At 62.9% G+C, this 20,493-nt stretch carries 19 protein-coding genes; 15 read left to right on the top strand and 4 right to left on the bottom strand.

The window, feature by feature from the left end:
* Window positions 1-94: 94 nt before the first annotated feature.
* Together FLM21_RS19490 and FLM21_RS19495 are read left to right on the top strand one after the other, a co-directional pair.
* The gene (locus FLM21_RS19490) at window positions 95-745 is read left to right on the top strand and encodes a hypothetical protein (protein WP_148717169.1); all 651 of its coding nucleotides are present in this window, start codon (window positions 95-97) and stop codon (window positions 743-745) included.
* Window positions 746-806: 61 nt separating this feature from the next.
* On the top strand, window positions 807-1,913 hold the full coding sequence (locus FLM21_RS19495; RefSeq protein WP_148717170.1) for a type II toxin-antitoxin system HipA family toxin: 1,107 nt from the start codon (window positions 807-809) through the stop codon (window positions 1,911-1,913).
* A 349-nt stretch (window positions 1,914-2,262) separates the two neighbouring features.
* On the opposite strand, the gene gmtX is transcribed toward FLM21_RS19495, so the two are convergent.
* Genes gmtX through gmtY form a run of 3 tightly spaced genes read right to left on the bottom strand, consistent with a single transcriptional unit; the run spans window position 2,263 to window position 7,383 of the window.
* On the bottom strand, window positions 2,263-2,973 hold the full coding sequence (gene gmtX, locus FLM21_RS19500) for a gamma-mobile-trio protein GmtX (protein ID WP_222846730.1): 711 nt from the start codon (window positions 2,971-2,973) through the stop codon (window positions 2,263-2,265).
* Entirely contained in the window at window positions 2,960-5,902 is a 2,943-nt protein-coding gene (gmtZ, locus tag FLM21_RS19505; protein ID WP_148717171.1) for a gamma-mobile-trio integrase GmtZ, read from the bottom strand. Before gmtZ ends, gmtX begins: the two co-directional genes overlap by 14 nt.
* Complete coding sequence (gmtY, locus tag FLM21_RS19510) at window positions 5,902-7,383, bottom strand: gamma-mobile-trio recombinase GmtY (RefSeq protein ID WP_148717172.1); 1,482 nt, start codon at window positions 7,381-7,383, stop codon at window positions 5,902-5,904. The genes gmtZ and gmtY overlap by 1 nt, the downstream gene beginning before the upstream one ends.
* A gap of 271 nt (window positions 7,384-7,654) precedes the next feature.
* On the opposite strand from gmtY, the gene FLM21_RS19515 reads away from it, so the two are divergent.
* The 10 genes from FLM21_RS19515 to FLM21_RS19560 all read left to right on the top strand — a co-directional run bounded on the left by FLM21_RS19515 (window position 7,655) and on the right by FLM21_RS19560 (window position 16,774).
* Entirely contained in the window at window positions 7,655-8,275 is a 621-nt protein-coding gene (locus FLM21_RS19515) for a type II secretion system protein GspD (RefSeq protein ID WP_148717173.1), read from the top strand.
* Complete coding sequence (locus FLM21_RS19520) at window positions 8,272-9,318, top strand: tetratricopeptide repeat protein (RefSeq protein ID WP_148717174.1); 1,047 nt, start codon at window positions 8,272-8,274, stop codon at window positions 9,316-9,318. Before FLM21_RS19515 ends, FLM21_RS19520 begins: the two co-directional genes overlap by 4 nt.
* Window positions 9,315-11,018 (top strand): GspE/PulE family protein, encoded by a 1,704-nt coding sequence (locus FLM21_RS19525; protein WP_148717175.1) that lies wholly within the window; start codon window positions 9,315-9,317, stop codon window positions 11,016-11,018. The genes FLM21_RS19520 and FLM21_RS19525 overlap by 4 nt, the downstream gene beginning before the upstream one ends.
* Window positions 11,018-12,214, top strand: coding sequence for a type II secretion system F family protein (locus tag FLM21_RS19530; RefSeq protein ID WP_148717176.1), 1,197 nt, complete (start codon window positions 11,018-11,020; stop codon window positions 12,212-12,214). The genes FLM21_RS19525 and FLM21_RS19530 overlap by 1 nt, the downstream gene beginning before the upstream one ends.
* Complete coding sequence (locus FLM21_RS19535) at window positions 12,211-13,653, top strand: hypothetical protein (RefSeq protein ID WP_148717177.1); 1,443 nt, start codon at window positions 12,211-12,213, stop codon at window positions 13,651-13,653. Before FLM21_RS19530 ends, FLM21_RS19535 begins: the two co-directional genes overlap by 4 nt.
* A complete protein-coding gene (locus FLM21_RS19540; RefSeq protein WP_148717178.1) occupies window positions 13,650-14,228 on the top strand; it encodes a hypothetical protein in 579 nt (192 codons plus the stop codon). Before FLM21_RS19535 ends, FLM21_RS19540 begins: the two co-directional genes overlap by 4 nt.
* Window positions 14,225-14,497, top strand: coding sequence for a hypothetical protein (locus FLM21_RS19545; RefSeq protein ID WP_148717179.1), 273 nt, complete (start codon window positions 14,225-14,227; stop codon window positions 14,495-14,497). Before FLM21_RS19540 ends, FLM21_RS19545 begins: the two co-directional genes overlap by 4 nt.
* The gene (locus FLM21_RS19550) at window positions 14,494-15,222 is read left to right on the top strand and encodes a hypothetical protein (protein ID WP_148717180.1); all 729 of its coding nucleotides are present in this window, start codon (window positions 14,494-14,496) and stop codon (window positions 15,220-15,222) included. Before FLM21_RS19545 ends, FLM21_RS19550 begins: the two co-directional genes overlap by 4 nt.
* Entirely contained in the window at window positions 15,219-15,944 is a 726-nt protein-coding gene (locus FLM21_RS19555; RefSeq protein ID WP_148717181.1) for a prepilin-type N-terminal cleavage/methylation domain-containing protein, read from the top strand. The genes FLM21_RS19550 and FLM21_RS19555 overlap by 4 nt, the downstream gene beginning before the upstream one ends.
* Window positions 15,945-16,144: 200 nt before the next feature.
* A complete protein-coding gene (locus tag FLM21_RS19560) occupies window positions 16,145-16,774 on the top strand; it encodes a type II secretion system protein (RefSeq protein ID WP_148717182.1) in 630 nt (209 codons plus the stop codon).
* Window positions 16,775-16,793: 19 nt separating this feature from the next.
* Here FLM21_RS19560 and hda read toward each other — a convergent pair whose 3' ends face one another.
* A complete protein-coding gene (gene hda / locus FLM21_RS19565; protein ID WP_148717183.1) occupies window positions 16,794-17,456 on the bottom strand; it encodes a DnaA regulatory inactivator Hda in 663 nt (220 codons plus the stop codon).
* 165 nt (window positions 17,457-17,621) lie between these two features.
* On the opposite strand from hda, the gene purM reads away from it, so the two are divergent.
* The 3 genes from purM to FLM21_RS19580 all read left to right on the top strand — a co-directional run bounded on the left by purM (window position 17,622) and on the right by FLM21_RS19580 (window position 20,491).
* Window positions 17,622-18,659: a phosphoribosylformylglycinamidine cyclo-ligase gene (purM, locus tag FLM21_RS19570; RefSeq protein ID WP_148717184.1), complete on the top strand. Its 1,038-nt coding sequence runs from the start codon at window positions 17,622-17,624 to the stop codon at window positions 18,657-18,659.
* A gap of 83 nt (window positions 18,660-18,742) precedes the next feature.
* Entirely contained in the window at window positions 18,743-19,345 is a 603-nt protein-coding gene (gene purN, locus FLM21_RS19575) for a phosphoribosylglycinamide formyltransferase (RefSeq protein ID WP_148717185.1), read from the top strand.
* A 6-nt stretch (window positions 19,346-19,351) separates the two neighbouring features.
* Window positions 19,352-20,491, top strand: a complete 1,140-nt coding sequence (locus FLM21_RS19580) for a DUF3108 domain-containing protein (protein WP_148717186.1) — start codon at window positions 19,352-19,354, stop codon at window positions 20,489-20,491.
* Window positions 20,492-20,493 lie beyond the last annotated feature (2 nt).

A 20,493-nucleotide genomic window follows, 5' to 3' on the forward strand; every position in this document is an offset into this window, starting at 1 on the left:
GTTTTTGCACCTATTCAGCTGACATGCACTTTCATAGACGCGTGGTCATCAGCGTATAGGCCAGGCTTGGCCGCAAACAACCAGGAGTCCGAAAGTGGAGTTTCTGCAAACCCGTAAGTCTTACCTTGTGATGGTGCTGCTCTTCCTGCCGGTCTGGTCGATCAGTGGGCTCATTCTCGGGGTGGTGATGAGCTTTGGTCTGACCCAGAACGGCAGCTGGCCCTTGTTCTGGATCGGGTGCGCGATCCCTTTGCTCTGCGTTCTGCTGTTTGTTCGCTTCATCCGCAGCAAGGCGCGCTCGATGTCCGATGAACTGGCGTCAGAAATCGTGACGCCGACCACCGACTACTACCACTACACCAATGTGAGTGCGATTGCGGTCGATGTCGCCAATCGCCTGGTTACCGTACATACCCTGCCACCCGGTGGGAATAGGAAGAAGAAGGCGCGCTATCAGTTCAGCATCGACAAGGTCCGGCGCTATCGGGCCGAGAAGCCCGGCCACACCTCGTATGAAACTTCCAGCATCGACCCGATGCATCAGTCCTTCGCCTATGCCCAAAGCGCCATGTCCGGCGCTCAGGCCTGGCGCAATACTGGCTTGGTGCTGGAGCTGGATGACCTGATGCGGCCTGAGCTCTTCGTGCGCATGGAGTTCGAATCCGCCCGTCGCTGGTTCATGGTGTTCGATAAGCTGAGTGAAGGCACACTGGAACGGCAACGCGCGCCGTTCCGCTTCCAATAGGCGAACCCGGTTTATCCTGATCGGGTTCCTCTCGCAAAGCTTCCCGGTCACTGGATAACCCATGCGTGCATTGCAGCAGCGTGCCTACGTGTTTGTGGCACAAGCCGAAGGTTCCAAGCTCGCTGGCGTGGTGCAGCAAAGCGATGGGCATTTCCAGTTCGACTACGCCGACGCTTGGCTTGACGATCCCGATGCCTTTCCGCTCGATCCTCTGCACCTGCCGTTGTCGCGCGAAACCATTCGCTCACCCTATATGTTCGGCGCCTTCATGGATGCGGTGCCGGAGCGTTGGGGCAAACGGGTGCATGCCGCGATGCACCGGCATGTGCCGCGGAATGAAATCGAATGGCTGCTGGCTGTGCGAGGCAGTGGCGTGGGGGTGCTGCGGTTTTCGGGTTCCAGTGATCGCGTGCTGGATCGCCACCCTGTGGCCAGCTTTGATGACCTGGTCGACATTGCTGCGGTGATTGCTGAGATCGATGTCGGCGCGACGATCTCGAAACCGGCTGTGCTGCAGCTACTCCGCGGTGGTCTCGGTATGGGAGGCGCCCGCCCCAAAACCGTGGTGACGCACCGTGGCCGTGAGTGGCTGGCCAAGTTCGGCCGCCGAAGTGATACCCACGATGAGGTGCGGGCCGAGCATGCCAGTCTGGCCATGGCCAAGCAGATCGGCATCCAGGTGCCGCAGACGGAGCTCGTCGAGATTCAGGGACAGCCGGTGTTGCTCATTGAACGCTTTGACCGGGATGCAGACGGCACGCCGCTGCACTATCTCAGCGCACACACCCTACTTGGGATGCATCGGGTTCGCGAGGAAGACGTGTACGGCCGCTACAGCTATGCGGGGATTGCCGACATCATCAAGCAGCTCTCTGATAGGCCTGAAGCCGACTGCCACGAACTATTCCGGCGCATGGTGCTGAACGTGGTGATCGGCAACACCGACGACCATCTGAGGAACCACGGATTTTCGTATCACTTTGCCGGAGGCTTTCGGCTTTCTCCGGTGTTTGACGTGGTCCCCCAGCCGCAAAACCAGTTGCACGCGATCGGAGTCGGGCCCCAGGGAAGAGCTTCTTCCTTGCAGAATGCCATCAGCGCAGCTCGCTATTTCCTTGTTTCTATTGAAGAAGTGCGCGCTGTCGCAAATCGCGTCCTCTTGCGGTAGGGGCCGTTGAGGCAGAGGAGCCCAGTGCAGATAGTTGAGAATGTCCGGCAAACCGATACGAAATACTCAGGACTCCTGAGGTTTTCGACGATGCCTTCGATGCAAGAAGAGGTTTCGTCCCCTTCGGGCAACCGATTCGAATTTCCAGAGGCAAGTCTCTGATGCAGTTCCGGGGCCGTACCTTCACTGGAACCCAGGATTCCTGTGTATTTGCAATCACGTTAGCCAAATCACCCGTCGCCCGCTCATGAGTGAACCGCGAGGTGGTCACAAGTGATCACAGCAGTGGTTATGTCGGCCCGAATCCACGTTCAGCCGTTCGGTAATCGTCTGCAACTGCGCCGTTCGCTCATTCAGACGCCAGTGCATCAAGCCCATCCTTGCCAGCACTGATCTGTTGCGCCGACTTGCTCGCAGATGCCTCACCGTCGCCGATGATCTTTCGGATTGCCGTGACATACCCAGGCTTGAAGATGACCCGACCGGCCTCGTTGCGAACGCGCCCCTCGACGTCCGTCGTCCAGCCTTCATCCTGCAGCAAGCGATCACTGATGGCGTGGCGCAACGCCTCAACCTCGGAGGGATACAGGCCCATTGATGCGGGAAGTATCTGCACTGTCTCACACGACTCGGCTCCTCGTGGGCGCATGTCGATCACTCGGTTCCCTTCGGCCTTGAGCAGTGTGATTTCCCGGCGCATACGCCTGTTCTCGGCCAGGATGCCATTCATCATCGAACGCAGCGCCGGATTCTCGATTTTGTCGATTAGTGCCGCGTAGGGATTCTCGCTGACCTGGCGCACCTTGCGGGTGACACCCCCTGTGTGCTCGGCCCAGGCCTTGATCAGCCCCTTGTAGTCATCACCCGTCTTGTTGTGGATCGCGCCTTTACTGGGGCCGCCCCGGTCCCCCGCAATGCGGGCGATGGTCGCCACGGAGAAGTCGCGGCTGCCGCGCTCGTACTGTTCTCTGCAGATCTCGTAGATCAGGTCGAGGGTCTTCTGCTTGCGCAGCGTAGCGGTTTTCTTGAGCTGGGCCAGCAGGTCGTCAGGATGCATCATCACTGGAATCCTCCTTGGGAGGGGTAAGCATCCGCTTGGTTTTGGCATGATCAATCAGAATCTGGGCCTTAACCTGGGTGATTTCGTTGAGCACCTGCTCTTTGAGCAAGCCAATTTCTTTGAGCTTGAGTCGGCATTCGGCATAGGGCAGCGCACCCTCGATCGAGCCGGTGCGCGCCTGGATGAGCTGCATCACCGCATTGCCGATCAGCAACTGCTCCTCCTGGCCGAGGTACATCAGCACCGGGTCCATGCCGTTGTAGCGCAGCATGGCGTCGAGCATCTGCGCCCGCCGGATGGTGGCAAAGCCAGCATCGATTTCGGGGTAGATCACCGCATTCTCGCAAACGACTTCCAGTTGGTGCAGGACCGATTGCGACTCGATTAAACCCACCTGGAGGTCAGTCATGCCCCCCTTGGCAACGAGTTTCACGCCGTCTGTGGTCGTGTCCCCGGCGATCTGGATCGAGCGCTGAACCAGGTGATGCGTGGCCTGTAGGTCGTTCATGTATTTGTTGAGGATCAGCGCCTCGGCTTCGACGTACTTGTTCAACTGATCGAGTTCGCGAAACTGCAGGAAGGGCTCGTTTTCCCGTTCGGCCTCGCGTTGCTGGTCCTCAAGGAAGGTCAGCTTGTCCTGCAAGGTGCTGTAGCGCTCGCTCTGGCGGTGGGTTTTCTCGGAGACCGTGTTGAAGTGCGCGATCAGGCCGGGCAAGAAGCCGGGGCCGGTCAGAAAGAACCTGCAGCAGACGCAGTTGCGCTCCTGCGGAAAGCCGGGGACGGGAGCGTAGACTTCATCGTCTTTGCGGGCGTTAAGCTTTTCTCCGCCCACATCGCACAGAGTCGAGCCGTTGGGGCAAATGCCTTTGTCATCAAAGACGAAAGCGGCAATCGCGCCGTTTTTGGCAATGGCCGTGCGCGCCGCATCATCGGAGACATAGGCAAAGCGCTGGCTCACCTGCTCGAAGGTCGCGTCCCGGAGGAAGCGACGGTGATTGGTTTGCTCGGCTTCCAGTTCGTTTTTTTCCGCCTCGCTCAAGACCTCGCGCATGTAGGCCCTGCCAAACTTGGTGTAGTAAAGCGTCATGATGATGGTCGCGTGGCCGGCGATCATCTTGGACACCACCGCAATCGGGAGCTTGAGGTCGAGGATGAAGTAGGAGATCAGCGAGACGCGCAGGGCGTGCAGGGGGAAGGCGGTTGCTGTTTTGGAATCCGGATTGACAAAGCACAGCGGCGTGCCGTCGTCCATAGTCTCGCCCCGATCTGCGCATTGCTGCTCCAGACGCGCCAACAACTTGTACCAAATAGTTTGCAGAGGCAGGTTGGTAAGTGGCTTGTCGCCCTCGCCATCGGTCGGATCGCGGAATAGGAAACAAGCCGAACCGCGTTGCGCCAGCACCTCGGAATGGGGCGGAGTTCCGCCAAAGTGCCTGGTTTCCAACGCAGTCCAGGGTGTTGGCCCGGAAATCGGGTTGTAGCGCTCTTGCCAGTTGCGCAGCTTTTCCAGCCAGTACAGCACCTCATCGTTGCTCCAGGGGATGACATACCCCTTTTCGTTCTCGGCTTTGGTGATGTCGGCGGTCTTGTTGGTGTTGATGTAAAAACCCGCTTCTTTCTCGGTCGCGCTGCGATGCAACACGCCGCGCTGGTAGGGGCGTTTCTCGCTGCCAGTGGCCAGTGGGCTCTGGTTGAGCACGAAGCCGCCACCGCCGGGTGCATGGACGTAACGCCAAGTGTCCGCCTCACCCGAGTCCAGCATACGAACCTGGAAGGTACGCAGCGGCAGTTGCAGCTTGATATACAGCGCTACCGCCCGCACCGGTGACCACAGCTCCCATACTTCGGCTGGATAGCCCTTTTTTTGTATTTCAGTCCTGGTAGCGGGACGCTGCCGCGCTACGCAGTCCGGGTCGTTGGCGTTGATGAGCTTTGGATCGACCACGAACCAGTCGCCCCCGTGGGTTGCTTCTTCCATTGCTTGCTGCGCCCAGGCCCAGTCGCGGAAGTGAAGCCCCTCGGCCAGCATGCCACGCAACTCGCGGATGTAGCGGATCGAGAGCGCGGCCTTGTTCGATTGGGTGTTGGTGGCCAGACCGGAGTTCGTTCGCCGCTGGATGGGGTTATGGAAACGGGAGGTATCCCATACACCGGTTTGGGGATCACCCAGCTTGGTCTCCAGCACCCAATCGAGGAAGTCGGCGGCACAGTTGCAGAAGCCCACATCCTCCGCTTGAAGCGTCTGCGTGCCCCTTTTTTTGGCACCGACGATCACTTGGGCGAAGTCCGGCTTCTCGGTCTCGCGCAACAGGAAGCGCCCATAGTTGCGTTCCAGGTTCTGACCGTGGATGTAGCGGACCAGGAAAATGTCGAGGACGTTGCGGCGCTTAGCGACGGCCATTTTTTGATCCTTCAGCCATTCGGTGGCGAGGCTGCGCCAGTCCTCCAGCTTTGGATCGAGCTCCAGCACATGGGCAAAGCTGAGGTCAGAAATCTTGCCGTGGTTCTTGACTCGCTTTCTCGGGAATGGATTGGCGAGGTGCGGCGGCACAACACGATGACCGTCGGCATCAGCTTGGGCGAGCTTTTGACGGAGAATCCAATCGATGAAGTCGCTGACGGCGTCGTACTTATTGTTGAAACTTTGGTTGCTGAGCAAACCCAACCTCAGTGCCGCATCGAGCGCGGGCAGGGCTCGATCCCGTGCGAAGAATGCCTCGGGCGACAGGCTATGCAGCCCCTGCCCATGAAGGTAGGTCACCAGGAAGGCGCTCAGGGCGGATAGCATTTCGTTCGATTTCTTGGGTATGCCCGCCAAATACTCCTTCGCCCACGCCCGCCAGCCTTCCAGGGCCGGATCAAGATCAAGCAGGAAACGGAAGTCGGGGTCGAATTTTCTGACGATCTTTCTGTATCCTTTTGCGGGCATCAGTTTCTCCGCAGCAATTTCGGGTTCGGGCCAGAGAACAGGCCGAGCGGGTCAACGTCCTTGAAGCCATAGGCGAGGAAGTCGGGCGGCGGCAGCGCCTTGCCGTCGTCGGATTTTTCTGAGCGGGCCATAGCGGCATCGATGGCGCGGTTGAGCTTCACGCGGTCCGGCTCGGTGTAGATGATCTGTGATTCGAGCGACTTGTGGTGCAGCGCCTTCATCAGGAAGATCGCATCGAGTCCCAGATCTGACAGCCGATGGCCATAGGCATGTCGGTGGCCATGCTGCGTGGTGCCGAGCGCCTTGGCCGGCACCAGTCCGATGCGCTTTACCGCGTTGGCATGGGCGTCCTCGAAGGCGTCAATGCCGTAGGGCTTGCCTTTGCGGGTGACGAAGGCAAACGGGTGGTCAGGGTTGAGTTGATCGCGCTGCGCCATGTAGAACACCCACAGTTTCCAGAACAGTTCCCCCGCCCAGCGTGGCGCCCAATGCACATGCATGAAGTGCTGCTTGCTATCGAGCGCATTGCCCTTCCAGCCGGCATGCAGTGTGTGTGAACTCTTGTAATCCGTCCTTGGTAGCAGCCCGTATTTGTCGCGCAGGTAAGTGGCACGGTCACAGGCTACCGGCTTGCTCTTGGCATCGCGCAAATCGCCCGGCGCTTGGCCGAGACTGGGGTGATAAATCTTGACCAGGGCCGTGCCGGGGTCGGTATCGTCAGGAATCACGTCGTGCACGAAGAGGTGAAAGGGCTCGCTCATGCGCAGTCCGCCGTAGTGCATCAACATCGTGATCAGGATGTCGCGCAGGTTCAGCCGCTCCTCGATGCGCGGACTCTTCTGCTTGCCCGGCACGATGAAGCCCTTGAACAGCAGATCGACCATGCGCTCCGCAGGGAAGAACTTGACCGGCTCGTGATCGATGACGGGGTTTCGCTTGAGCAGGACGTTACGGGCCTGGCTGACTTTGAGCGCCGCCACGTCAACGTCCAGGGTGTGACCTAGGAAGCAACGACTCTTTTTGTGCTGCAACGCTGCCCACGCCAGTTGTTCCTCGGCCCACGTAGCCTGCCGCCACGGATTGAGTGGCATCGTGCCTTGCTCTTTCGCCACCCAGTCGCTGAACTTGGAGACGTGGTTCACCAGTACCCGCACAACCTGTGGGGTGCGCGCACCCCAGTACAGGCCGCTGGGGTCGTTGCCATCGACACCCACCGTGCCGCTGTAGAGGCGCTGTACGAAGGTATTGAACAGATCATCTGGGTTATCGAAGGCTTGATGGTTCGCCTCCATATAGTCGATCAGGAGCCCCACTGCCTGCACTAGTTTGTTTGTGCTGCTCTCCGAGAGCATGTGCCGTTGCTTGAGGATGTAGTGAATCAGCGGATGCAATGGGCCGAACTCGGTCAGGACGACTGGAATTTCCTCATGAATGCCAGTGTTGTCGCGCGCGACCTTGTAGTACACGACGGTATGGGTCATGCCATGCCTCCCAGAATTTGAGTCCGCAAGAAATCAGGGCCACTTGACGCTGCGACACATCGGACGGCGCTTCGACGATTCGTGGAGCGAGCCTTACAGGTGGGCTCTGTTCCATCTGCTGTTGGCCGGATCGATTGTTAACTGCACTCATAGTAGTACTAAAAATACTCCATACAATGTGAACTTCAGATTAAAAAAAACCGCCTTCTTGTGCCAAAGCGTTAATTTGGACCCTCAAATATTAGTGGCTAGTTACTCCACATAAGCGCTGATGAAAGTGGTGGAAGAACAGGTCTACTTCACGATCGATATCGAAGAGGATCGCAACACCGACGGCGAGATCACCAACCGCACCTATGACAGTACGCTGCACACAGTCCCGGTAGGCCTGGTGCTGCAAGTGGTGCCACAGATATCGGGCACCGGCCAGATCCTGCTCAATGTGCGCCCCACCATCACCAATATCAGTGGCTACGTCGAAGACCCTGCCGTTGCCCTTGTCGCCGCCAATGCCAATGTACCGGTGAAGAGCCTGGTGCCGGTGCTGCAGGTGCGCGAGTTCGATTCCACGTTGCGCATCGCCAGTGGCGAGGTCGCCGTGCTGGGCGGACTGATCCAGGATGCGCTCGACGCCAATCGCACCGGCCTGCCCGGCGCTTCCCGGCTCCCGCTGGTGGGCGACCTGTTCAGTTACCGGGATGACAAGGTCTCCAAGATCGAACTCGTGGTGTTCCTGCGCCCCCGCATCGTCGAGGTTGCCGATGTTCAGCGCGGCGATCTCAATCACTACGCCAAGCTGTTGCCCGACGACGACTTCTTCGATGCACCGAATGATCAGTCGCTTTCCGCCTTCAGCGGCGGCAGCGTCCCTGCGAGCGGGGGCACGCAGTGAGTCGCCTGCTCGACCATCTGCGCCTGGAACCACTCGCTCAACCGAGCGACGCCCGGCATAGCGAAGCAGCAACTGCAGCGCCAGTTGCACCAACGATAGTCGCGGCTCCCGCCAAGGCGGTAGCGTCAACCACGCCCAGCCCGACACCCCGATCGGAACGCCATACCAAGCCGGGCCTGTTGCTGACCGGGCTGCTCGGCTTGCTGGTCGGCATCGGAGCAACCCTGCTGCTCTCACCGACAGCAATTCAACCCTTGCCATATCGGCCTGCCACGGCCCCTCAACCGACCAGTTTGCCGACACCGCCAGCTACGGCCACGCCGACCGTGCCCTCCGCCCCCACACCGACCAATACCTTGCCCTCGCCACACCCGACCTTACCGAATCCGGATAACCCGCCTCGGCTCCAGCCCCATGCAGTGCTGACTGGCGGAGCACCGCCGGAAGACAAGGTCGCAATCAGCCGAGGGCAGCCCAAATCTGCAGCCTCATCACCCCTGGTCGCAGCTTGGCAAGCGCAGCGGGACAACAAGAACGCGGAAGCCGAAGCACTGTACAAACAGGTGCTGACGCGCGATGCGCGCAACGTGGATGCACTCAATGGCCTAGCCGCCCTGGCGCAGGATCGCGGCGATGCCGTGGCCGCAGCCGCCTTGTATCGCCGCGTGTTGGCGCTGCAGCCAAACAACGCCTACGCCCTCGCTGCACTGGCGCAACTGCGGGGCGGGAATGATGTCGACGAGGCCGCCATGCGGCAGCGTGCAGAGCACGATGCGCCACACGCTTACACCCTGGCCAACCGCCTTGCCGCGGCCGGTCGCTGGCGCGAGGCCCAGGCCTGGTACTTCCAGGCCTACAGCCGCGATGCCGATGAAGCAGACTACGCCTACAACCTCGCCGTCAGCCTCGATATGCTGGGTCAGACCGGACCCGCTGCCGACTATTATCGCCGCGCATTGGCACTCGCCGGGCAGCGCAGCGGCCGCTTCGATGCGGCGACAGTCGAGGCGCGGCTGGCCGAGCTTGCCGGAGCCGCGCCATGAATACGCCGCCCGACAAGCGCCCGCTCGGCGAGCTGCTGGTGGCGCGCGGCTACCTCAGCCACGACCAGCTGCGCATTGCCTTGATGGAACAACAGCGCAGCAGTGCACCGCTCGGCAAGCTGCTGCTGTCGCTCGGCTTCGTCTCCGAGGGTGTGCTGCGCGACGCGCTGTCGGAAAACCTGGGCCAGGAGAGCATCGAGCTCGGCCAGATGATCGCAGACCCGCGCGCGCTGGCCCTCGTGCCGCAGGAGCTGGCACGCCGCCACCTGCTGCTTCCCATCGCCTGGGATGCGCACAACAGTACGCTGACACTGGCCATGGCCAGCCCCAGCAACCTTGTCGCGCTCGATCAGGTACGCCAGCAATTGCCCACCCACTGCCAGCTGCTCACGCGGCTCGCCAGCGAATCGGATCTGGTGACTGCGATTGACCAGTGCTACGGCTACGCCTTGTCAATCGACGGCATCCTCAACGAGATCGAAACCGGCGAGGTCGACGCAGGGTCGCTGGCCAGCAACCACGAATACAGCCAGCCCGTGGTGCGGCTGATCGACGCCTTGATGGCCGATGCCGTCACCCGTGGCGCTTCCGACATCCACCTCGAACCCGAAGCCGGCTTCGTGCGCATCCGCTATCGCATCGATGGCGTACTGCGCCAGGTACGCGTGTTGCACAAGACCTACTGGCCAGCCATGGTGGTACGGGTCAAGGTGATGGCCAACATGAACATCGCCGAAACACGTGCGCCTCAGGATGGCCGCATCTCGCGTGTATTGGCCGGCCGCAGCATCGATTTCCGCGTCGCCGCCCAGCCGACCACCTGGGGCGAAAACCTGGTGCTGCGCATACTCGATCGCAAGAAGGGGCTCTTGCCCATCGATGCGCTGGGCTTGACCGCGCCCAATCTCGCCACGCTGCGTCGCATGCTGGCCCGCCCCGAAGGGCTGATCCTCGTCACCGGCCCCACCGGCTCGGGCAAGACCACCACGCTGTACTCCATTCTTGCCGAGCTCAGCAGCGAACAGGTCAACATCATGACGCTGGAGGATCCGGTCGAGTATCCGATGCCCATGATCCGCCAGACCTCGCTGAACGAAGTGGTGAAGATGGATTTCGCCAGCGGCATCCGCTCCTTGCTGCGGCAGGATCCCGACGTGATCCTGATCGGCGAGATCCGCGACAAGGAAACCGCCGACATGGCATTTCGCGCGGCGATGACTGGGCATCAGGTCTACGCCACGCTGCACACCAACTCGGCGATCGGGGCCTTGCCACGGCTGGCCGATATTGGCGTGCGTGCGGACGTGATGGCGGGCAACATCATCGGTATCGTGGCGCAACGACTGGTACGGCGGCTCTGCCCGCAATGCCGCGAGCCCCATCCAGCCGATGCACTGTCCATGCGCCTGCTCGGCCAGCCTGACGATGCGCCCGCGCCGACGCTGTATCGCGCGCGCGGCTGCTCCGCCTGCGAGCAGCAGGGCTATCGCGGCCGCACTTCGGTCATCGAGATCCTGCGGCTCGATGCCGAACTCGATGCGCTGATCGCTGCAGGCGCTTCCCGCCGCACACTGCTCGATACCGCCACGGCGCGTGGCTTTGCGCCCTTGATCGACGATGCGTGCCGACTGGTGCTCGCCGGCGTGACCACGTTGGACGAAATCGCCCGCGTCGTCGATCTGACCGAGCGGGTGCCGTAATGCGCTACCGCTGGCAAGCCGCCGACGCCGACGGGCGCATCCGCCGTGGCGCGGAAGAAGCCGCCAATCCAGCCGATTTGGAGCGCAGGCTGCGTGTGCAGGGCCTGTCGCTGATCGCGAGCCGGCTGGCGCCCGCGCGTGGCGGATCATTCTGGCGCCGCGTCAGCCGGCGCGACCTGATTGCCTTCACCTTTCACCTGGAGCAGCTTGCCCGGGCCGGCGTGCCGCTGCTCGGCGGGCTGGCCGACCTGCGCGATGCCATGACCTCGCCGGCCCTGCATCAGGCCATCGTGCGCATGATCGAGGATGTGGAGGGTGGCCAGCGGTTCTCCGAAGCATTGGCCCGCCATCCGACCGTGTTCGACCCGGTCTACGTCAGTCTGGTGCGTGCCGGCGAAGAAGGTGGCCAGTTGCCCACCGTACTCGCCAGCCTGACCGAAGCGCTCAAATGGCAGGACGAAATCGCCAGCGAAACCAAGAAGCTCGTCGCCTATCCAGCCTTCGTCGGGGTGCTGGTGCTGGGCGTGATCGGTTTTCTGATGGTGCATCTGGTGCCGCAGATGGTCGATTTCCTCAAGGGCGCCGGCCAGGTCCTGCCATTCTCGACACGGTTGCTGATCGCCACGTCGCATCTGGTTGCCAGCTACGGCTTGGCACTGCTCGCGAGCCTCGCACTGGTGATCGCCGCCCTGCCGTTTGCCATCCGCCGCCACGCGTCACTGGCGGATTTCATCGACCGCCTGCGGCTGCGCATGCCGTTGCTCGGCCCCATTGCGCATCGCATCGTGCTGGCGCGGTTTTCCCAGTGCTTTGCCATGCTGTACGCCGCCGGCGTGCCCATTCTGCAGGCACTGGCCATCACCCGCGATGTGGTGCAGAACCGCGTCGTCGCAGCAGCGCTGGATCGCATCCAGGCACAGATCCGCGACGGCCAGGGCGTAGCCGCCAGTTTCGAGCGCGAACGGCTGTTTCCACCATTGGTACTGCGCATGCTGCGGGTGGGGGAGCAATCGGGAGCGCTCGACACCGCGCTTGCCAATGTCACCTATTTCTACAACCGGGATGTGCGCGAATCGGTAGCCCGGCTGCAGACCATGATCGAGCCCGCGCTCACCGTCGTGCTCGGTGCCTTGCTGTTCTGGGTGATGTCCGCGCTGCTGGGCCCCATCTTTGATACGCTGGGCAAGCTGCGATGAGCACGCTGGACCTGTTCCTCGTCGATACGGCAGCCGTCACGCACTGGCGCTGGCAAGGCGGCACGCTGGTCGCGCTGGCACGGCATGCCACAAGCCAGCTCGACACCCTGCGCAGCCAGACGCTCGCCCGGCGCTGCGCGATTCTCGTCGATCTGCCAGACGAAGGCTTCGTGCTCGATGTGCACAACCACCTCAGCCGCCGTAACCAGATCGCGCGCAGCCGAATACGGCTGGCCGAACAATGGCGGCATACTCCCTATCGCCGTGCTCGCCCGCTCGCCGATGGCAAGTCCACGTTGCTGTGCGCCCTGCCGCAATACAGCAGCATCGATGCGCTGCTGGCAACGCTCAACGAATGCGACACCATCGTGCTTGGTGTTTATTCGGTTGCCCAACTGGTCGCAGACTTCGCACCGCGTGCAGCGGGACCGCGGCTGCTGGCCTTTGCTGCGCCGGGCGGTGGTCTGCGCCAGTGCTTCCAACTGGCTGGCGAACTGCGCTTCTCACGGCTGTCCGACCACGGGCAGGACTACGAAGCATTGGCGGCGGATGAATACGCTGCCCATCTCGCAAGCGAGGTACGCCAAGCCAGCCACCATCTCGTCGCCGAACATCAGCTCACTCGTGGCGACACGCTGCGGATCACGGTGCTGGCGGGCGAGCAGAGCCATGCCATTGCCACTGCATTGCACGGTCTGCTGTACGACGAAGGCGGCTACCACACTGATGCACTGCGCGTGGACCAGCTCGCCGGCGGGCAGCACGGATTGCTCGCAGCGCTCGCGGCGAGACTTGCGCATGCCTGCCCCGACAGCCACTACGGCAGCCCGGCGCATCTGTATCGTCGCCGGCTGCAACGCTTGCTGCATCTGGGCAATAGGGCGGTGCTGGCCCTGGTGGTGGCTGCATTGGGCTACGCCTGCTACGCCCATTTTGAAACAGTCGACATCGTGGTCATGCAGCAGCAACTTGCCAGGGAGAGCGTGGCGAGACGCGACGAGATTGCGCGCCTGAGCCAAATGATCGGGCCGCACCTGGCCGAGACCGAGCAGATGGCCACGGTGCAGGAATTCGATCGGCGCTACATCAGCAACTGGCCCGCCTTGATCCCGCAATTGAAGGCGATCAGCCAGCAACTGGATGGCTTGCCCCGGCTTGCAATACAGCGGGTGCACTGGCAAGTCGAACTCGGCGAAACCGACGGCGCCGTGCCGCAGCCCACGGTTGAACTGGCAGGCAACGCCGCCCCGCCTTACCGGGCGGCCGCCAGCGAACTCGATACGCTGCGGCAACGACTTGGCGAGCAGTTACATGCATCCATGGTCGCCGAAAACCGACCGAGGGCGCTCGATGAAACCACTGCGCTGGAAGGTGAGGATAGCGACGAGGCGACGCACTTTGCGCTGCGTTTTCTCCTGCCACCGGAAGGCCGCCCGTGATGCCCAGCCGCCGCGAATTGCGCCTGTTCCATCGCGAGCTGGCCGTCATGGCCGCCGGATTGCTGCTTGCAATGCTGGCGGCAGCCTGGGCGCATGGGCAGTTGCGCACCGCCAAGGACAGCCACGCCGCCACACGCGCCAGACTGCTTGCCGACAACGCCGAATCGCTGCGCCTTGCCGGCGCCTATGACATCTGGAGCCGCTATCGCGACCGGTACGCCGCGCTGCGCGAGCGCGGGCTGATCGGCGCAGCCCATCGCCCGGAATGGATGGAAGCACTGGAAAAGGAAGCGCTGCGCTACCGTATTGCACCGCGCCAGCCGGTCGCCGGCGCGATGCCGCTGGCAGGCCAGCAGCTTTACGCCACACCCATGACGTTGGAATTTACAGCCACACACGAGGCGACGTTCGAAGCCACATGGGCAAGGGTCAAGGCGCTGCCGGGCTACCCCGTCGATCAGGCCTGCGAGCTGGCACTGGCCGAACCTCAGCCAGGCCATGACTATCCCGAACTCAACGTGCACTGCACGCTGTATTGGCTGCACATCGCACCAGCGCAGGAGCCTGTGCCATGAGAGCACTCCCGCTGATCCTGCTGCTGCTCGCCCCTACCGTTTCCGCCGACGATTGGGGGCGGCTGTTTTTCGACGCCCAGACGAGAAGCCGTATCGACAGCGGCAAGACCGCAGCCGAAGCACCGCCAGCGCCGCGCAATCACCGCCTTGACGGCGAACTGCGACGGGGTGGCCAAGTGATCCATTTCATCGACGGCGAACCCACAACCGCCGCCAAACTCCCGAAGGGCACCCGCGTCGGCGAACTGTGGCAGGAAAATACACAGTGAAACGACAAGCCGGCGCCGCGTTGTTGGCATTGCTGCTCATGCTGGTGCTGGCCTTCGCCACGCTGTGGCTGGCGCAGCCCTGGCAAGCCCGGCTTGCTGCGAGCGCCAGCGCGCATAACGCCGATGTGCTTGGTGAAGCCAAGCGCGCATTGCTGGCTTGGTCCGCCCTGCATTGCACGCAACCTGGCGCCAACCTGGCCAATGTGGTCGCTGGCGAATTGCCACGCCCCGACACCGATGCTCCCGGCACCGCAGGCGCTGGCAGCCAGAACGTGATCGGCGCGCCTCGGCTGGGCCGACTGCCCTGGCGTACGCTGGCGATACCGCCGCTACGCGATGCCAGCGGCGAAGTGCTGTGGTACGCGATTCGTAACGAGTATGGCGACAACGGGGACAACCCGCCCGACCCCTGCCTGTCGCTCACCGTGAGAGACGCAGCGGGCGCGCGGCTTGATGCCGCGCCAGCACGCTGCATCATCGCCCTCGTCCTGGCTCCGGGTGCCGCTCGCCCAGGCCAAGACCGCAGCGATCCGCTCAATGCTGCCGCCTACCTCGATGCCACGACCGTGGGCGGTCATGCGGTCGACAACGCCGCGGCCAATGGCCCCTTCGTGCTTGGTCCAGTTGACGATGGCCATGACGTCAACGATCAGGTGCTCGCCATCACTTGGCAGGAACTACGGCTGCCGAGCAGCAACCGCCCCTGCGTGCTGCCCACGCCATGACGCAGCGCACCTTGCTCCGGCACGTGTCCGGCTTCTCGCTGGTGGAAATGAGTGTGGTCCTCCTGGTGCTGGGCGTGTTGCTCGCCAGTGTGCTCGGCCCCTTGCGCATCCAATGGCAATCGGAACGACTGCGTGAAACGCGTACCCGGCTCGACGCGGCCGAATCGGCGCTGCTGGGTTTCGTACTGCAGCGCGGACGCCTGCCGTGCCCTGCCGATCCCACACTGGTCGGCAGCAGCGCCGGACTGGAGGACTGCGGTCGCGAGCAAGGTACGTTGCCCTGGCAACTGCTGGGCATTCCTGAAGCAGACGCCTGGGGCCGGCGCTGGCTGTACGCAGTCAGCCCCGGCTTTGCCGATACCAGCGGCAACACGCCATCGCCGGTCGCCGGCTGCGCCTCGCCCACCCCGGTTCCAGCCATTGGCATCAGCTTCACCTGGTGCAGCGCTGGAGTCTACACGGTGAGTGAATCAGGTGGCGGAACGAGCATGGTCACCAATGCCGTCGCCGTCTTCGGCTCACACGGCGCGGACGGGCTGGGCGGCCATACGCGCGACGGCACTGCCATGGCCGCAGCAGCTGGCGAGCAGGCGGAAAATGCCGATAGGGACAACGATTTCGTTGCCGGTAACGAAGTGGACGGCAACTTCGACGACCAAGTCCGCTGGTTGTCGACCTACCGCCTGCACGAATGGATGCTCAGGTCAGGTCGGCAGCCATAAATGCCAAACGCATTACGCTTGTCAGAAAAATACTGAATTCTCTTTCAATTCAACAGCTATCACGACAATAAGATGACTCTGTGCTTTGGCTTCATATCCAGAAAACCAACCTTAACCCCATAAATTAAAAGGCTCAAAACGTAGCAGTCATGGATTGAAAACAAACAAAACTGACCAAATACGTCAGAGAGGGTGAACACATGCATTCCCATACTCATCGCCAGCGTGGCTTCACCCTGGTCGAGCTTGCCACCGTACTGGTCATCATCGGCCTGATCCTCGGCCTCGCCTTCAAAGGCAAGGATCTGATCGATGGCGCCAAGGTGAAGGGCGCCCAGGCGAGCTCCAACAAGGTGCTTGCCGCCATGAACATCTACTTCGAGCGCTATGGCCGCTACCCGGGCGACGGCTGCGTCGCGGCAGCACCGGTGGGCAATACCACACCTGCCAATTGCACTGCCGCGCCCAATGGCAGCTACACCGCCGCCGAAGCTACCACCTTCATGCCGCTGCTGACCAACACTGGCATCCTGCCCGACTCCGATGCCCGCAGCCCCTTTGGCGGCGACTGGACAGTGGCACTGGGCACGGTGGCGAGCAACACGCTGCCCACCGCGCTCTATCTCACCGTCGGTGGCGTGGCCGGCAACAACGTTGACCTGCGCTATGTCTGCGCAATGGATACCCAATACGACGATGGCAACCCCACCACCGGCAACATCCGCAGCAACGCAGCAGTCGGCACGGGCGTCAACCAATACCAAGCCGGTGATGACTGCTGGAGCAACAAGACCAGCCTGCAGGCGCTGAGCATCCGCCTGCTGCCGTGAAGAGTGACGCCGCCCTCGGCTAGGCCGATGGAGCCTGCAATACCTCGCGCACCAACGGCACCGTCACCACCCGGCGCTGCGACAGCGCCTCGCGGTTCACCCGCTCCAGCACGGCATTGAGGCTGGGCAGATCGCGCGCGGCATGGCGCAGCAGGTAGTCGGCGACCTCGTCGGTCAGCTCAAAGCCAAGGCCAGCGGCGCGGCGGCGCAAGGCTGCGGCCTTGTCGGTATCCGACAGCGCACGCAGCTGGTAGACGAGCCCCCAACCCAGCCGGGTGGTGAGATCGTCGCGCAGGCCCAGCAGCATCGGCGGCTTGCTGCCGGTAGCCATAAGGCGCCCGTTGCCTTCACGCAGCGTGTTGTAGTGATCGAACAAGCGGATCTGTTGATCGGGTGACAAGGTATCGACGCCATCGACCAGCAATACATCATCGGCGGCCACTTCCTGCGGCAAAGCCGCCGGCGGCACGGTTACCGCAGCGCCGAGGCGGGCGGCTGCGGCACTGGCGAGATAGGATTTGCCGACGCCTGATTCACCCCACAGGTAGAGAAAGCGCACGTCGTCGCTCCCCGCCGCCCATTCGCTGAGCATGAACAGCGGCTCGGCATTGTCGCCTCGCACGTAGCCCTCGAAGCTCGGCACGACCGGCAACTGCAGGTCCAGCACCAGTTGCTGGGTCATGCGCAGCGCTCGCTGGGGCGACGCGGCATGCGACGGGCGATCAGGCGTTTCATGGCGGGATACGGTAAACTATTGCGCTTTCTGGCAAAACCGGGCCCATTCTAGCGGCAAAGCCTGCGCCACGCACGGCAACGCCCGGCCCCTCCGCATCCTCAAGAGGCCTTCATGACCACCCCCAGCCTGAGCTACCGCGATGCCGGCGTCGACATCGACGCGGGTGACCAGCTTGTCGAGAACATCAAGCCCTTTGCCAAGCGCACCATGCGCCCGGAAGTGCTGTCGGGCATCGGCGGCTTCGGCGGATTGATCGAGATCTCCAAGAAGTTCAAGGAGCCGGTCCTGGTCTCGGGCACCGACGGTGTCGGCACCAAGCTCAAGCTCGCGTTCGAACTGAACCGCCACGACACCGTGGGCCAGGATCTGGTCGCCATGAGCGTGAACGATATCCTGGTGCAGGGTGCCGAACCGTTGTTCTTCCTCGACTATTTCGCCTGCGGCAAGCTCGATGTCGATACCGCCACCGAAGTGATCCGTGGCATTGCCCACGGCTGTGAGCTCTCCGGCGCCGCGCTGATCGGTGGCGAGACCGCCGAGATGCCGGGCATGTACCCGGTCGGGGAGTACGATCTGGCCGGCTTTGCCGTCGGCGTGGTGGAAAAATCCAAGGTCATCACCGGCGCCGACATCAAGCCGGGCGACGTGGTGCTGGGCCTTGCCTCCAATGGCGCGCACTCCAATGGCTATTCGCTGGTGCGCAAGATCCTGCATCTCACCGATGCCGACTACGCCGCCAAGTTCGACGGCGACCGCTCGCTCGCCGACGTAGTGATGGCACCGACCCGCATCTACGTGAAGCCGCTGCTGAAGCTGATGGAAACGCTGACGGTGAAGGGCATGGCCCACATCACGGGCGGCGGCATCACCGAAAACGTGCCGCGCGTGCTGCCCGACAACGTGGTTGCCCAGCTCGACGGCAAGAGCTGGACTTTCCCCAAGCTGTTCCAGTGGCTGCAGCGCGAAGGCAATGTCGCGCTCGACGAAATGCACCGCACCTTCAATTGCGGTATCGGCATGGTGGTGATCGTCGCCGCCGAGGATGCCGAGCGCGCCGCCAGCCTGCTCGCCACCGAAGGTGAAACCGTCTACCGTCTGGGCGAGATCCGCGTCCGCAACGGCGACGAGCACCAGACGCAGATCGCCTGACCTCACGCCTGACGGAAGGGAGAAGGGAAGCGGCCACTGCGGCACGCGAACCCCTTCTCCCTTCCCGTTTCCAAGTCCTTGCCATGAAAAATATCGTCATTCTGATTTCTGGCCGCGGCAGCAATATGCAGGCCATCGTTGACGCCGCCATTCCGGAAGCGCGCATCGCCGCCGTGATCGCCAACCGCGCCGATGCCGCCGGGCTTGCCTGGGCAGCCGAGCGCGGCATCGCCACCGCCGTGCTCGACCACAAGCAGTTCGACGGTCGCGAGGCCTTCGATGCGGCGCTGACCGAACTGATCGATGGCTACGCGCCGGACCTCGTGGTGCTCGCCGGCTTCATGCGCATCCTCACTGCCGGCTTCGTTGCCCGCTACGAGAACCGGCTGATCAACATCCACCCATCGCTGCTGCCGGCCTTCACCGGCCTGCACACACACGAACGCGCCATCGCCGAGGGCGTGAAGTTCGCCGGCTGCACCGTGCACTTCGTCACCGCCGAACTCGATCACGGCCCCATCATCGCGCAGGCCGCCGTGCCGGTGCTGGATGACGACACACCCGAGCAGCTGGCTGCACGCGTGCTCAAGGAAGAACACCGCCTCTATCCGCTGGCGGTGCGCCTGTTCGCGCAGCAGCGGTTGCACATCGAGCACGGCCGGGTGCGCGTGCTTCCGGAACAGTAAGCGCCGATGCGCTGGCCTTGGCTGAAACGGCGACAACTGCTGCTGGCGGCATTCGTGCTGTCGCTGTTGCTGCACGTGTTCGGCCTGACCGGCGATACGCTGTTCCTGCTGGCCGAAACCCAGCGCCAAGCCCCCGATACGCCGTTGCGCAAGGCCAAGCAGCAACTGGCGCAAACCGATATCTCCAGCTTGGTGCTGCCGCCCGAGCTCGCCGGCGTGACGCCGGTGGAAACATTACAGGTTGCGCTGGGGCGCCCCCCTGCGCCGGCGCAACCGGCAAAGCCAGCCACGGCCGCCCGCGCCACCACCCCGGCGCCAGCGCCACGTGCGCAACCGACGGCAGTACCAACGCCAGTCCCGACGCAACCAGCGACACCAGTTCCAACTCCCGCTACGCTTAGCGCTTCGGCCAGCGCAGCAGCAACGCCAGAACCGACCGCCGCGCCGTCGCCCACACCGGCACCGACGCCGGCCACCGCCACCGCCACCGCCACCGCGCGCAAGCCGGGCTTCCCGCGCAATGCCGAGATCATCTACTTCTGGGGCCCCATTCCGGCCAAGCTCACTTGGCATGTCGAGCATGGCCAGTATGAGGTGAAGCTGCGCGGCTCCCTGCCGGGCAACAGGCGCGAGCTCACCAGCCGCGGCGAAATCACCGCCGAGGGCGTCCGCCCGCTCGACTTCACCGACCTGCGCAACGGCCAGATCCGCAACCAGGCCGTGTTCGACTGGGCCAATGGTACGGCGACGCTGAACGACAAGGGCACCCTACACACCGAGCCGTTGTCACCCGGCGACCAGGATCTGTTCTCCGCCGCGTTCCATCTGGCGATGCGCGGCCTTTCCGACAGTACCTTTGCCCTGTTCAACGGGCGCAAGCGCTACCCGGACGTCCACTTCACCATTGCCGGCGAAAGCACGCTGCACGTCGGTGACCAGCAGGTGGACGTGCTGTTGCTGCGTGGTCGCTACGAGGACCGCGAGTTCGATTTCTGGCTGGCGCCCAAGTGGCACAACCTGCCGGTGCGCATGCAGGCCAAGATGGGCAAGGACGGCAGCAGCTACGATATCTGGGCAGGCAGCATGACCATCGAGGGCGAGCAGGTGTTGCGCCCGGCCCTCAACGCGCAACAGCGCCGCCCCTAACC

Origin of the sequence: Chitinolyticbacter meiyuanensis (genome assembly GCF_008033135.1) — a bacterium.
GTDB classification, from domain to species: Bacteria; Pseudomonadota; Gammaproteobacteria; order Burkholderiales; family Chitinibacteraceae; genus Chitinolyticbacter; species Chitinolyticbacter meiyuanensis.